General features: G+C 74.3%; 13 protein-coding genes and 1 pseudogene. 7 read left to right on the forward strand and 7 right to left on the reverse strand.

Annotation, left to right across the window (positions count from 1 at the left end; translation table 11 throughout):
* Positions 1 to 7: 7 nt before the first annotated feature.
* A complete protein-coding gene (locus tag ACFVHO_RS02105) occupies positions 8 to 775 on the reverse strand; it encodes a DUF4142 domain-containing protein (protein WP_385708876.1) in 768 nt (255 codons plus the stop codon).
* A gap of 234 nt (positions 776 to 1,009) precedes the next feature.
* On the opposite strand from ACFVHO_RS02105, the gene ACFVHO_RS02110 reads away from it, so the two are divergent.
* Positions 1,010 to 1,453, forward strand: coding sequence for a DUF5959 family protein (locus tag ACFVHO_RS02110; protein ID WP_385708879.1), 444 nt, complete (start codon positions 1,010 to 1,012; stop codon positions 1,451 to 1,453).
* Positions 1,454 to 1,528: 75 nt separating this feature from the next.
* Positions 1,529 to 1,915 (forward strand): hypothetical protein, encoded by a 387-nt coding sequence (locus tag ACFVHO_RS02115; protein ID WP_385708881.1) that lies wholly within the window; start codon positions 1,529 to 1,531, stop codon positions 1,913 to 1,915.
* A gap of 22 nt (positions 1,916 to 1,937) precedes the next feature.
* Here the strand turns inward: ACFVHO_RS02115 and ACFVHO_RS02120 are convergent, their stop codons facing one another.
* Positions 1,938 to 2,738, reverse strand: coding sequence for an aminoacyl-tRNA hydrolase (locus ACFVHO_RS02120; RefSeq protein WP_385708884.1), 801 nt, complete (start codon positions 2,736 to 2,738; stop codon positions 1,938 to 1,940).
* A 199-nt stretch (positions 2,739 to 2,937) separates the two neighbouring features.
* Between ACFVHO_RS02120 and ACFVHO_RS02125 the strand changes: the two are divergent.
* Both ACFVHO_RS02125 and ACFVHO_RS02130 read left to right on the forward strand, forming a co-directional pair.
* Positions 2,938 to 3,807: pseudogene (locus tag ACFVHO_RS02125) on the forward strand (ATP-binding cassette domain-containing protein); the annotation flags it as partial.
* Between the two features lie 254 nt (positions 3,808 to 4,061).
* Positions 4,062 to 4,730 carry an ABC transporter gene (locus tag ACFVHO_RS02130; protein ID WP_385708887.1) on the forward strand — a complete coding sequence of 223 codons (669 nt, stop codon included), beginning with the start codon at positions 4,062 to 4,064 and terminating at the stop codon, positions 4,728 to 4,730.
* A 7-nt stretch (positions 4,731 to 4,737) separates the two neighbouring features.
* Here ACFVHO_RS02130 and ACFVHO_RS02135 read toward each other — a convergent pair whose 3' ends face one another.
* Positions 4,738 to 4,923 carry a hypothetical protein gene (locus ACFVHO_RS02135; protein WP_385708888.1) on the reverse strand — a complete coding sequence of 62 codons (186 nt, stop codon included), beginning with the start codon at positions 4,921 to 4,923 and terminating at the stop codon, positions 4,738 to 4,740.
* A gap of 234 nt (positions 4,924 to 5,157) precedes the next feature.
* A complete protein-coding gene (locus ACFVHO_RS02140; protein WP_385708891.1) occupies positions 5,158 to 6,051 on the reverse strand; it encodes a polysaccharide deacetylase family protein in 894 nt (297 codons plus the stop codon).
* Positions 6,052 to 6,313: 262 nt separating this feature from the next.
* Here ACFVHO_RS02140 and ACFVHO_RS02145 point away from each other — a divergent pair, with 262 nt between their 5' ends.
* Both ACFVHO_RS02145 and ACFVHO_RS02150 read left to right on the forward strand, forming a co-directional pair.
* Positions 6,314 to 6,724 (forward strand): VOC family protein, encoded by a 411-nt coding sequence (locus tag ACFVHO_RS02145; protein ID WP_385708894.1) that lies wholly within the window; start codon positions 6,314 to 6,316, stop codon positions 6,722 to 6,724.
* A gap of 167 nt (positions 6,725 to 6,891) precedes the next feature.
* The gene (locus tag ACFVHO_RS02150) at positions 6,892 to 8,175 is read left to right on the forward strand and encodes a methyltransferase (protein WP_385708897.1); all 1,284 of its coding nucleotides are present in this window, start codon (positions 6,892 to 6,894) and stop codon (positions 8,173 to 8,175) included.
* Positions 8,176 to 8,205: 30 nt separating this feature from the next.
* On the opposite strand, the gene ACFVHO_RS02155 is transcribed toward ACFVHO_RS02150, so the two are convergent.
* The 3 genes from ACFVHO_RS02155 to zapE all read right to left on the reverse strand — a co-directional run bounded on the left by ACFVHO_RS02155 (position 8,206) and on the right by zapE (position 11,803).
* A complete protein-coding gene (locus ACFVHO_RS02155; RefSeq protein ID WP_385708900.1) occupies positions 8,206 to 9,156 on the reverse strand; it encodes a PPK2 family polyphosphate kinase in 951 nt (316 codons plus the stop codon).
* A 56-nt stretch (positions 9,157 to 9,212) separates the two neighbouring features.
* Positions 9,213 to 10,595, reverse strand: coding sequence for an alkaline phosphatase PhoX (locus tag ACFVHO_RS02160; RefSeq protein ID WP_385708903.1), 1,383 nt, complete (start codon positions 10,593 to 10,595; stop codon positions 9,213 to 9,215).
* Between the two features lie 113 nt (positions 10,596 to 10,708).
* A complete protein-coding gene (zapE, locus tag ACFVHO_RS02165; RefSeq protein WP_385708905.1) occupies positions 10,709 to 11,803 on the reverse strand; it encodes a cell division protein ZapE in 1,095 nt (364 codons plus the stop codon).
* A gap of 47 nt (positions 11,804 to 11,850) precedes the next feature.
* On the opposite strand from zapE, the gene ACFVHO_RS02170 reads away from it, so the two are divergent.
* Positions 11,851 to 12,663, forward strand: coding sequence for a pyrimidine reductase family protein (locus ACFVHO_RS02170; RefSeq protein WP_385708908.1), 813 nt, complete (start codon positions 11,851 to 11,853; stop codon positions 12,661 to 12,663).
* The last annotated feature ends 102 nt before the right edge of the window (positions 12,664 to 12,765 follow it).

Raw genomic sequence — 12,765 nt, forward strand, 5'->3', positions numbered from 1 at the left:
TTCAGAGCTACATTTGAGGTTCGGGCCGATCGGTGTTGACGGTGCCCGGAGCGCCGGGGGAGGGCCGTGAGGTGCCGGAGACGTCGCCGGTGGGGGACGCGGGGTCGGGCTGCGGGGGATTGTTGCCGTCGGGCGGCGGGGGTCCGGTCGGGCTCGCGGTGGACTTGCCCGCGGTGCCGTTCGCGATGGCGTCGAAGTCGACGTACCCGGTGCCTTCGAGCATCGTGATGTGGTCGAGGACGGTCTGGTTGGCGTCGGACGCGAGCTGGCGCACCAGGGAGTTGCGGGTGGTGTCGCGGACCTGGGCGATGAGGCTGAAGACCTTGCCGTGCGCGACGCGCAGCAGGTTCGCGAACTTGCGCTGGTAGTCCTCGCCGCTCGCCTCGGTCAACTCCCGCAGCCAGCCTTGCTGCTGGGCGTTGGGCTGGTTCGGCAGTTCGATGCCGAGCTGCGAGGCGACGCCGCGCACCCGCTGGTCGAGGTCGGTGTGGCCGACGATCAGATGGTCGCCCGCCTCCTTGATGGCCTTGCTCGGCGCGCGTTCGAGGGCCTGCTGCCCGGCGGGTATCTCCCAGAGCCCGGCGAGGCGCACCTTCACGATGAAGTCCCGGTCGGTGGCGGACAGCGGGCCCCAACGGGTCGACACGCTCCCGGCGTTGAGGTTCGCCTCGCCCGTGCCCGAGCGGTCGGCGTAGGACCACACCGGGAAGGCCAGGGCTCCCACGGTGACGACGAGGGCCGCGATGATCAGGGCCGTGCCGTTGATCCGTCCCATGTGCCTGATGCGCTGCAAAGTGCCTCCCGAGCCGCATCCCGGCCGGGGGCCGGGCCACTTGGTGGTACGGGAAGGTACGGGAGGGGCGGGGTCGATGTTCAGCGACGTGAAGGTTCTGTGACGGGGGTCACGTTACGAGGGTGTGTGGGCGGGTGGCGCGCGGCCTCGGCGTTGTCAGTGTCGTCCACTAGGGTCCGGAAGGACACAGGCCACACGGGGAATTGGGGAGGGGCCATGGCGCCTGCGGAGCCGATCGACTTGATCCGCCTGGAGGGCGAGGACAACAGCGTCGTCGTCAGGATCACCGGAAAGCGTCCCGCACCGGGACGCCCCGGAATCGACGAACTCGTCGGCGAGATCCTCGTCGACACCGCCTTCGTCAGGGGGACGCTCGCCACATCGGTGTCCCCGGAGGACCTCACGCAGTGGCGCGAGACCCTAGACGCCCTGGACGGCGGCGACGACAGCACCTGGCGCGAGGGCGGCCGCGCCCCCGAACTCCTCGTCGAACTCGACCCGGACGGCGAGCGCGCCCACGTCACGATCGCCGACCACACGATGTCCCTGACGACGGTCACGGCGACCGTCACGCTCACGGACGAGTGGTTCGACGAGGCGTACGACCGCTTGGACGCGACGTTGCGGGCGTGGCCGGTGGAGGGGGCGCTGCAGGGGTGACGGGCGGGGGCCGCGTCACGGCTCGGCCGGTGTCGCCTACCTGGCGGGGATCTTCTACGGGCGTGAGGAGGTCGAATGGCGCACGCGGCAGGTGCTGAAGGCCCGTGGTGGGGCAGCGTCGAGCACTGGCGGTCCTATCTCGCCTCCTACAGCGTCGACGTCCTGCGGGCGAACGAGACCGACGCGTCACGGGACATCAGTGACGCCCAGCGGGCCGCCGGATGGCTCGGGCAGGCGGGCGCGACCGAGGAAGCCGCCTACATGGACCGGGTGTTGCTGATATCGGGCTTCGGCGACGCCCAGTTCTGGCTGCTCGACCCCGGCGACGTCTCGCCCGACGGGGAATGGGCCGCCAACATCTGGGCCAGCTGGTACCCGGGCCTGCGCGAGCGGCGCCGCTCGTTCGCCGACCTCGTCGCCGACGAACGGCGGTCCTTCGAGGAGCTGCGGGACGAGCACTGACCCGGCGCGGCCCGTGTGTGGGTCAGGAGTGCCGCAGCGCCGGGTGGTCCGCCACCACCGTGCAGGAGCCCGGGGCGATCTCCGTGAAGCCCGCGTCGCGGACCACGGGGAGGCCGCTCGTGGTCAGTTCGGGCCAGTGGGACGCGGCGGCGGTGCGGACGGACAAGGGGAAGCCCGCCTCGCGCCAGGCGGTGCGGGCCGGGGCGGAGAGGTCCCACCAGGCCAGCTGGGCGCCGTGGCCCGCCTGGGCCATCGCCTTGCCCGCCGACATGGCGATGTCGGGGTTCAGCCAGAGGACGGGGGTGGACGGGTCGGGGTCCCGCGGGGGCTCCGGGTCGTCCAGGTCCGTGCCGGAGACCTGGAGACGGGCCAGGTCCTTGGGCCAGCCGTCGAGGGGCACCGGCGGATACACCCGCACCTCGGCCGACTTGCCCGTCACCGTGATGCCGGGCAGCGCCTCCGCCCGCCGCCACTCCGCACCGCGCGCCCTGCGCACCACCTTGCGGATGCGGGCGTCCTGCCAGTCCCGCATCACCTGCGCCCATTCCCCGTCGCCGAGCGCCCGCTCGTCGCTCAGGATCGTCAGGACCGCGCGGGCCGCCGTCTCCAACGCGTCCGTACGGGCCGGGGGCGCGTCCCGCTCGATCCGGGCCACCAGGGGCAGCACGAACTGCGGGGCCTCGTCGCGCGGCGTGCGTTCGACGCGGAAGGGGCTGCCCGGAGAAGCGGAGCCCTCAGCGGTCGGGGTGTCCTGGGAGTCCTGTGCGGCCGGGGAAGCCTGGGTGTTCGGGGAGTCGTCCGGGCGGGGCGCGTTGCTGGTCACCCGTCCAGTCTGCCAGGGCGGTGATCGCGGCCCCGGTCCGGTGCTGCGGTGCTCGTGGTCCGGGCCGGTGCAGCAGTGACCGTGGTCCGGCCCGGTGTTGCGGTGTCCGTGGTCCGGCCCGGTGCTGCGCTGGCCGTGGCCCGGCCCGGTGCCGTGCCCCCGGAGCCGTCGCGCGCGGCCGTGCGCGAGGATGAGGCGCATGACCAGCGACCACCTGCTGCGCCTCGACGCCGTCGGCCGCCGCTACGGCCTGCGCGGCCCGTGGGTGCTCCGGGACGTCCGCCTCGACGTGCGGGCCGGCACCCTGGTCCGGGTCGAGGGCGGCAACGGCACCGGCAAGTCCACGCTCCTGCGGCTGCTGGCCCGTATCGACGCCCCCTCCACGGGCCGCGTCACCGGCCGCCCCCGCACCGCCTACGTCCCCGAACGCTTCCCCGCCGCCCTGCCGTTCACCGCCCTCGGCTACCTCACCCACCTGGGCCGCGTGCACGGCCTTTCCGGGAACGCGGCGGCCCGACGGGCGCGGGAGTGGCTGGAGCGGTTCGGCGCGGGACAGTACGCGGACGCACCGCTGTCCGAGCTCTCCAAGGGCAGCAGCCAGAAGGTCGCCGTGGCCCAGGCGCTGCTCGCCGAGCCCGAGTTGCTCGTCCTCGACGAGGCGTGGACCGGCCTGGACGCCGAGGCCCGCGACACCCTGGACCGCGCCGTCGCCGAGCACACGGCGGCCGGTACGGCCGTCGTCCACGTCGACCACGACCCGCGGCGCCTCGCGGGGCACGCCGACGAGACGTACGCGATCACGGGGACCGGCGTGAACCGGGTGACGGGGGAGGGGAGTTCCGCCGGGGCGACGGCCGGAACGGGGGCGACCGCCGGTCCCGTCGTCGTCATCGAGGCCCGCGGACCTCACGGGGCGCCGCCCCCGCTCCCCGAGACGGTGACCCGCGCCGCCGTCACCACCCCCGGCCCGGACGACACCACCCGCCTGGTCGTCGCGGCGGCCCACTCGGACGTCGCCCTGCGCGCACTCCTCGCGGCCCGCCCGCCGTGGCACGTGGTGTCGGTGAACCGGGGCAGCGGGCACGGTCGGGCGGGGGAGGGCGCGGCGGCGGCCGGGGGCGCGCTCATGGACGTAGGAGGGGACGCGGACCTGGGCGGGCGGCGCGGCGACGTCCCGGGTGCCCGGGGCGCACCGGCCGCCCGGCCTGACGCTCGGCCCGACGGCCGAGCCGCAGCTGAGCCCGAGCCCAAGCCCAAGCACACGCCCAAGCCCAAGCACACGCCCAAGCCCGAGCACAGGCACGACGACGAGGACGCCCACCGGTGACCGCCCTGCTGCGCTACCACACCGCACTCCTCCTGCGCTCCCAGCGCTGGCTCGCCCCCGTCGTCCTGTACGCGGCGTTCCTCGCCGTCGGTGTGCAGGGCGGGCAGCCCGTGCTCGACTCGCTCGCGTACGCGGCCGCCGCGCTGCTGCCCGTCGGCGCCTGGCTGGTGCGGATCTGCGTCACCAACGAGCCGCCCGCGGCCCGCGACTGCGCCGCGGCGGCGGGCGGTGCCCGGCGGGCGCACCTCGCCTGTCTGCTCACCGCCTTCCTCGCCGCGGCCGTCCTCGGCACGGCGGCCGTCGTGGCCGTCGCCGTCATGAGCGACGCGGCGAGCACGGACCATCAGACGGCGGTGGCGCGGGGTCCCGCGGCCGGGGCGGGGCTGCTCGCGATGCTCGTCAGCGCGTTGCTGGGCACGGCCGTCGGCGCCCTCACCAGCCGACCGCTGCTGCGCTCGCCCGGACGGGCCGTTCCTGCGCTCCTGTTCGGCGTGCTCATCGCCCTGGTGACGGCGGGCTCACCGGCCAGGGTGGCGCTGACGGAACTGGTCAGCGGTTCGCGGGACGGGGTGGTCCCGGTGCCGGTGGGGGCGTTCGTGGGGGCGCTGGCCGCGGCGGTGCTTGCGGCGGGGGTGGCGTGCGGGGTCGCCTCACGGCGGGGGTGAGGACCGGTCAGCCCGAGCAAGCCGTCCGCTGGGCCTCCTGCCACTCGCAGACCGGGCACAGGGTGCTGCCGCGGTGGGACTCCGGGTACTCCGTGGGTTTCCGGCACAGCACGCACTCCGCGAACGGCGGGCCGGCCGTCGGGCGGGGGCCGGTCGCGGGGGCCGGGGCACAGTACTCGTCGTCGTCCGCCATGGTGGCGAGCCTAGGCGCTGTCCGGCGGGTCGGGCGACAGGGGCCGCCGAGGCCTCAGGGCCCACCGGCAGACTCAGGGCGCGCCAGAAGCCCAGGGCCCGCCAGAAGGCCACCGCCATCGGCACGGACCTGACGCCGTACCGGTGCGACGTCTCGGGGCAGTCGTCGCTGCGCACGCCGTATCGGACAGCGCTTCACGCCAGTGCCGGTGCCGAGGGCCCAGGAAGAGGCGGATCAGGCCGACCGCCCCTCCTGCGGAGTGCGCGCGGCCCCGATCTGCTCCGAGACCCGGACGAAGCGGAATCCGCGCTCGCGCAGCTCCGGGACGATCGTGCGCAGGGCGCGCTCCGTCGCCGGGGCGGCGCTGCGGGTGCAGTGCAGGACGACGACCGAGCCGGGCCGTACCCCGTCGAGCACCTGCCGGGCCACCGCCCCCGGGTCCGTGGCGAACGCGTCGCCGCCGACCACGTCCCACTGCACGGCGGTCACCCCGGCCGGGGCGAGCGCCCGTAGCGCCCGCTGGTCGTAACAGCCGCCGGGGAAGCGGAAGTACGGCACCGGGCGCTCGACACCCGCCTTGCGGAAGGCCGTGAAGGCGCGCTCCACGTCGGCGCGCATCCGGTGCGGGGCGACGGTGGGCAGGCCGTAGCAGTCGGGGGTGAAGGAGTAGTGGCTGTACGAGTGGTTGGCGACCTCGAAGAGGGGGTCGCGGCCGATGGCCCTGGCCTGTGCCGGGTACTCCTCGGCCCAGCGGCCCGTCATGAAGAACGTCGCCGGGACCTTCAGACGGCGCAGGGTGTCGACCAGGGCCGGGTTGTCGAAGCGCTCTCCCGCCCGGGCGCGGGGGCCCTGACCGGCCGTCATGTCGGCGTCGAAGGTGAGGGCGACGGTGGGCGCGCCCTGCCGGGCGCGGGGGGCGTTCTTGAAGACCGGGGTGAGGCCCTGGGGGCCCGGGGCGAGGGTGGGCGGGGCGGCCTTCTCGGCGCGGGGGCTGTGGTGGGGGGCGGGTTCGTGGGGGCGTGACGCGGGGCCGGAGGGCGAGGCGCAGGCGCTGAGGGCGGTCAGCGCCCCCGCGGCGAGGGCGACCAGGGAGGCGCGGGCGGTCCGGTGCTGTGCGCGAGTGATCATGCGGTGAAGATAACTGTGCAAATAGGATTAATCGGGTAGGCGGGGCTTGCCCGAGGCCTGCCTGTGGGGGCGCCCGGCCGAAGCTCGCGGGAGGCGCGGGAGGCGCGGGAGGCGCGGGAGGCGCGGGAGGCGCGGGAGGCGCGGGAGGCGCGGGAGGCGCGAGAGGTGGGGGAGATGGGGGAGATGGACGGGGCGCAGAGGGCGCGGGAGGCGTGGGAGACAATGCGCGCCCGACCCGTGGTCGTACGAAAGGACGTGCCTCATGCCCGCCTCCCTCTACAACGTCGCCTTCGGCTGCGCCGACGCGTACGGACTCGCGCGGTTCTGGAGCGAGGTGGTGGGCCACCCGCTGGACGAGGAGGACGGGCCCGGCGACCCCGTCGCCGTGATCACGCTGCCCACCGGCCTGCACCTGTACTTCGAGAACGTCCCCGAGCCCAAGACCGTGAAGAACCGCGTGCACGTGTGCCTCCAGCCGGACGGCCCGCGCGACGAGGAGGTCGAACGGCTCCGGGGAGTCGGCGCGGTCGTGCTCGCCGACCGTCGCGAACCCGACGGCACGGGGTGGGTCGTCTTCGCGGACCCGGAAGGCAACGAGTTCTGTGTGCTGCGCAGTGCGGCGGAACGGAATCGGGGCGAGGCCCTGACCTGCGGCGGGGTCGGCTCGGAGTGAGGGGTGCGGACGGAGACGCGGACGGGGTTCGCGTGGGAAGTCCGGGTTTGCCAGGGGGCGTGCGCTGTGGAATCGTCCTGAGATCCTGACTTCCCCCGCCGCTTCCCGGTCGCCCCGCGCCCCCGGGCCCCGCGCACCCGCGACCACGAGGAGTTGACGAGCCGTCGATGTCCGACCACACCGACATCACCTGGACCGAGGACATCCGGCCGACCAGGTCCCGGCCGGGACGCACGGCGGACAACGGCGACAGCGACAGCCCCGCTGACAGCACCCCCGGCACCCCCGGCACCTCCCGTACTCCCAGCACCTCCCGTACTCCCGGCACCGCCAGCACCCCCACCACCCTCACCCACACCACCCCCTGGCACTCCGAAAGCGGCCTCCCCGCCCCCCGGCGCGTCATCGTCGCCGACGACCGGATGAAGGCCGACGCCGCCTACCGCCTGGTGTGCGAGGGCACCGCGCTGCTGTGGCGCGGGGACTACCAGGGCGCCCGGCAGCTCCTTCGCGCCCTCGGGCGACGGCTCGACCGGCTGACGCCGAAGCCGGGGGCCACCCCGGCCGAGACGTTCCACCGGCACCGGCAGGCCCGCGGCCACCGCGCCAGGGTGCTCGGCATGCTCCTCGTCGTCCTCGAGGACGACCACGGGCTCGCCCTGCGCCGCGCCCCCGACGTCCGCGCCGCCTGCACCGAGGCCTACGGCCCGCCCCGGCACCGCACCGTCGTGTCGCTGCGCGAACTGCTCGGCGTGATCGGCGCCCACGAATGGCGCCGCAAGGGCGTGCCGATCCCGGCGCTCGACGCCCGCATCCACCCGCACTACGGCGTGTTCTCCCCGGTCAGGGGCGAGTACGTCGACCTCGTCGGCGACGCCCCGCTGCCCGCCGCCACCCGGAGCGCCCCCGCGGTCGCCTTCGACCTCGGCACCGGCACCGGCGTGCTCGCCGCCGTCCTCGCCCACCGCGGCCTGGACCGGATCGTCGCCACCGACAGCAGCCCCCGCGCGCTCGCCTGCGCGCGGGACAACGTCGAACGGCTCGGCATCGGCGACCGCGTGGACGTCACCGACAGCGGGGACCTCTACCCGGCGGGGCGCGCCGCCCTCGTCGTCTGCAACCCGCCGTGGCTCCCGGCCCGCCCCACCTCCAGCGTGGAGCAGGGCGTGTACGACCCGGGCGGCGCCATGCTGCGCGCCTTCCTCGACGGCCTCGCCGAGCACCTGGAGCCGGGCGGCGAGGGCTGGTTGATCCTCTCCGACCTCGCCGAACACCTGGGCCTGCGGACGCGCGACGAACTCGTCGGCGCCTTCGACACGGCCGGTCTCCGCGTCGTCGACCGCCTCGACGCCAAGCCCCGCCACCCCCGCGCGAGCGACACCACCGACCCCCTGCACGCTGCCCGCGCCGCCGAGGTCACCTCCCTGTGGCGGCTCGCCCCGGCGACCTGAACCGAGGCCTCCGCACTCCGGGACGCGCTCTCAGCCCTCGCTCAGGAGCCGCGCCTTGCACGCGGCCACGTCGAAGTCCGCCTTCGGGTACTGCGGGTCGAGCGCCTCCAGATGCTCACGAAGGAGCGTGCTGATCGCCCAGTTCCGGTACCACTTGCGGTCCGCGGGCACCACGAACCAGGGCGCCGCCGACGTCGAACAGCGCTCCAGGGCAAGGTCGTACGCCTCCTGGTAGGCCGGCCACACCGCCCGCTCCTCGATGTCGCCCGGGTTGAACTTCCAGTGCTTCTCGGGGGTGTCGAGGCGGGCCGCGAGACGGCGCCCCTGCTCCTCGTACGAGAGGTGCAGGAAGCACTTCACGAGCGTGACGCCGTCGTCGGCGAGGGACTGCTCGAAGCGGTTGATCTGGGCGTAGCGGCGGGTCACCTGGGCGCGCGGCACCAGTTCGCGGACGCGGGCGATGAGGACGTCCTCGTAGTGGGAGCGGTCGAAGATGCCCAGCTCGCCCGCCTTGGGCAGCGCCTTGCGGATCCGCCACAGGAACGGGTGCGCGCGCTCCTCGGCCGTCGGCGCCTTGAACGCCCGGATGCGGCAGCCCGACGGGTTGAACAGGCCGGCGACATGCTTGATCGTGCCGCCCTTGCCGCTGGTGTCCATGCCCTGCAGGACCAGGAGCACCCGGCGCGGGTCGCCCTTCGTGCTCGCCGCGTACAGGCGCTCCTGGAGGTCGGCGAGATGTTCACCCATCCGGGCGGTCGCCGCGAGCCCGGCCGCCTTGTCCGCCGGGCCCGCGGGGGTCGCGGCCGCGTCCTGGGCGGCGAGGTCGTAGGGCTTTCCCTCGGGGACGCGCAGCAGGTCGCTGAGCCGGAGCGCGGGCTCCTCGGCGGTGCCTTTGTCCTTCCGGCCCCGCTCCTGGGCACGCTTGCCGCCCTTCTTGCCGCCGTCGTCCTTCTTCCCGCCCTTGCCCTTGCCCTTGGCCACAGCCCGCACCTCTTCCGGTCGCCTGCCCCGATCGTGCGCCGGGGCAGGCGGCGGCGCTACCTGTGCCAGGGGCCCGTCACGGCGAACGTGGTGCCGGGCGTGTAGCAGTTCACGTACATGGTGTCGTGGTCGGGGGAGAACGTGACGCCCGCGAACTCGCCCCACTCGGGCTCTTCGGGGGTGCCCGTGTTCTGGGCGTTGCGCGCCATCGCGTACACCTTGCCGCCGCGTGTCACGCCGTACACGTGCTGGGTGCCGCCCCCGTCCTCGCACACCATCAGGCCGCCGCTGGGCGCGAGGCAGATGTTGTCCGGGGACTCGCCGGGGAGCTGGATGTCGGTGTCGGGGCCGAAGACGATCACGAGGGTGAGGCGGCGGCGCGCCGGGTCGTAGCGCCAGACCTGGCCGTAGTGGTCGCCGGCGGACCCCTCCGCGCTGCGCGCGTAGCTGGAGACGAAGTACACGCAGCGCCCGCCCCAGTAGCAGCCCTCCAGCTTCTGGGCGTGCGTGATGCCCTTCGGGCCGAAGTCCTGGTTGCGGATGGGGGTCTGGGCGGCCAGCGGGTCGGGTACGTCGGCCCACTCGACGCCGTCGAAGGCGGCGCCGGCCTCCTGGATCGCGGACAGGTCCGGTACGCCGGGCACGCGCATCGCCTGGAGCCGTCCGCCCGCGCGCAGCGAGCCCCTGCCGCCCTCGGGCTTGTCCGGCAGGAAGCGGTAGAACAGGCCGAACGGCTTCTGGAAGGCGTCCTCCGTCTCGTAGACGACACCGCGCCACGGATCGACGGCGACCGCCTCGTGCTGGAAGCGGCCCATGGCGGTCAGCGGCACGGCTCCCGAGCGCCGCGGATCCACCGGGTCGACCTCGAAGATGAAGCCGTGGTCCTTGGTGTAGCCGTTCGTACCCGCCTTGTCCTCGGTCTCCTCGCAGGTCAGCCAGGTGCCCCAGGGGGTCGGACCGCCCGCGCAGTTGACGGCCGTACCGGCGATGGCGACGCGCTCGTCGACCACCCGGCCGTGCCGGTCGAGGCCGAGCGCCGTACAGCCGCCCTTGGCCATCGGGTCGTAGGTGAGGCCCTTGACCGTCGGGACGCCGAGCTTCGCGGTGACGCGGTTCTCGTGGTTGCGGACGAGGTGGACCCCGCCACGCCGGCCCCGGAACGCGGCCATCCCGTCGTGGTTGCTGGGAACCTTGCCCTCGCCCGAGCGCAGTTCGTCGCCCTCGCGGGACAGGACCCGGTAGCGGAATCCTTTCGGCAGGTCGAGCAGGCCTTCGGGGTCGGGCACGAGGGGGCCGTAGCCCGCCTTGCCCTGGGTGGCCGCGGTGGCCGTGCCCGCGAACAGCTCCGACAGGGCGCCGGTGAAGGCGATGGACGCCCCCAGGGCTCCGGTGCCGGCGAGCACTTGGCGTCTGGTCGCGGACAGCTTGGCGTCTGACATGGGGCAACCTCCTGTTGGCGGACAGGAACATGACCCGCACGTGTGTAGCACGCAGGCGGCCCGCGCACGAGGGTTTGGACACCCACGCGATCAACCGTCGCCGGGACGGCCGCTCAGTCGCGCACGAGCCCCTTCGCGTCGCGGGCCAGCGCCGTGAGGCGCGAGATCGCCCGGAAGTACTTCTTCCGGTAGCCGCCGTTCAGCATCTCCTCGCTGAAGAGCCTGTCGAACGGGACGCCGGAGGCGAGCACCGGCACCTCCCGGTCGTAGAGACGGTCGGCGAGGACGACCAGGCGCAGCGCCGTCGACTGGTCGGGCACCGGGGTGACGTCCGTGAGGCACACGGCCGTGACGCCGTCGGTGAGGGCGCCGTACCGGCTCGGGTGCACGCGCGCGAGATGGCCGAGCAGGTGCGGGAAGTCGTCGAGGGCGGCGCCCTCGGTCGCGTACGCGGCCTTGGTGACCTGCTCGTCGGAGTACGGCGTGGGGGCCTCGGGCAGACCCCGGTGGCGGTAGTCCTCGCCGTCGATGCGCAGCGCCTTGAAGTGCGCCGAGAGGCCCTGGATCTCGCGCAGGAAGTCGACGGCGGCGAACCGGCCCTCGCCCAGCTTCCCGGGCAGCGTGTTGGAGGTCGCCGCGAGCGCCACGCCCGCCTCGACGAGCTTGCCGAGCAGCGACGACACCAGGACGGTGTCGCCCGGGTCGTCCAGCTCGAACTCGTCGATGCACAGCAGGCGGTGGCCGCTGAGCGTGCGCACCGTCTGCTGGAAGCCGAGCGCGCCGACGAGGTTGGTCAGCTCCACGAACGTGCCGAAGGCCTTGAGCGCGGGCTCCGCCGGGGTGGCGTGCCACAGGGAGGCGAGCAGGTGGGTCTTGCCGACGCCGTAGCCGCCGTCCAGATAGACGCCCCGGGGTCCCGCGGGGGCCGTCTGCTTCGCCCGGGAGAACCAGCGCCGCTTGCCCGACCCCGACGCGTGCGCCCCGCCGAGCCCGCCCGCGAAGGAGCCGAGGACCCGCACGGCCTCGCTCTGGCTGGGCTGCCCCGGGTCCGGGATGTACGTATCGAAGCGGACCGCGTCGAAGCGCGGCGGCGGCACCATCTCGGCGACGAGACGGTCCGCGGGCACCTGCGGCTCGCGGGCGCACAGGGACACGGGGCCCGCATCGGCTAGGGGACTCTGCCCGGCGGCAGGGGAGGTTGCTGACACGATTCTCCACTGTAGAGCCGTCGCGGGGCCGTGTAAGACTGCCCGGCATGCGACGCCTGTTCCCTGTGACCGAGCACACAGTCGAATCGACCCCGGCCGGGAGCGCCCCCGCGCCCGCCCGGGACCGGGCGGGCGAGGACCGCGAGTGGTCCCTGGACGAGCTGGCCGACGCGTACGCCTACCCGGCGGGGACCGGCGCCTGGCTGCGCGCCAACATGGTCTCGACGCTGGACGGCGCCGCCCAGCACGAGGGCCGCTCCCAGCCCCTCTCCAACGCCACCGACATGCGGATCTTCGGCACCCTGCGCGGACTCGCGGACGTGGTCGTGGTGGGTGCGGAAACGGTACGCCAGGAGGGCTACCGGCCCGCCCGCGCCCGGGACTCCTTCGCGGCCCGCAGGGCGGCGGCGGGGCAGGCCCCGGCCCCGGCGATCGCGGTCGTCAGCGCGAGCCTCGACCTGGACTTCCACCTGCCCCTGTTCACCTCCCCGCTCACCCCCACCTTCGTGGTCACCGGCGCCGCCGCGCCCGCCGACCGGGTGGCCGCGGCCCGCAAGGCGGGCGCGGAGGTCGTGATCGCGGGCGAGGGGGCCGGGGCGGACCCCGCGCGGGTCGTACGCGAACTCGGCGAGCGGGGCCTCGCCCGGCTGCTCACCGAGGGCGGGCCGAGGCTGCTCGGCCAGTTCGTGGCGGCGGGCGCGCTCGACGAGCTGTGCCTGACGGTCTCGCCGCTGCTGACGGCGGGGGACGCCCAGCGCATCGCGGGCGGGCCCGGTCTCGCGGTGCCCGGGAAATTCGTACTGGCGTCCGTTCTGGAGGAGTCCGGGTTCCTGTTCACCCGATACCGCCGGGGCTCCTGACAATCAGCGGAATATTCCGTTCCGTTTCGCTTTCGCGGGGCACACTAAATCTCGCAGCCCCCGCTCAGGCAGGGGCAGGATGGTTTCCGCAGGGGGCCGGAA

The sequence above is a fragment of the Streptomyces sp. NPDC127108 genome, from assembly GCF_042677545.1.
Lineage (GTDB): Bacteria > Actinomycetota > Actinomycetes > Streptomycetales > Streptomycetaceae > Streptomyces.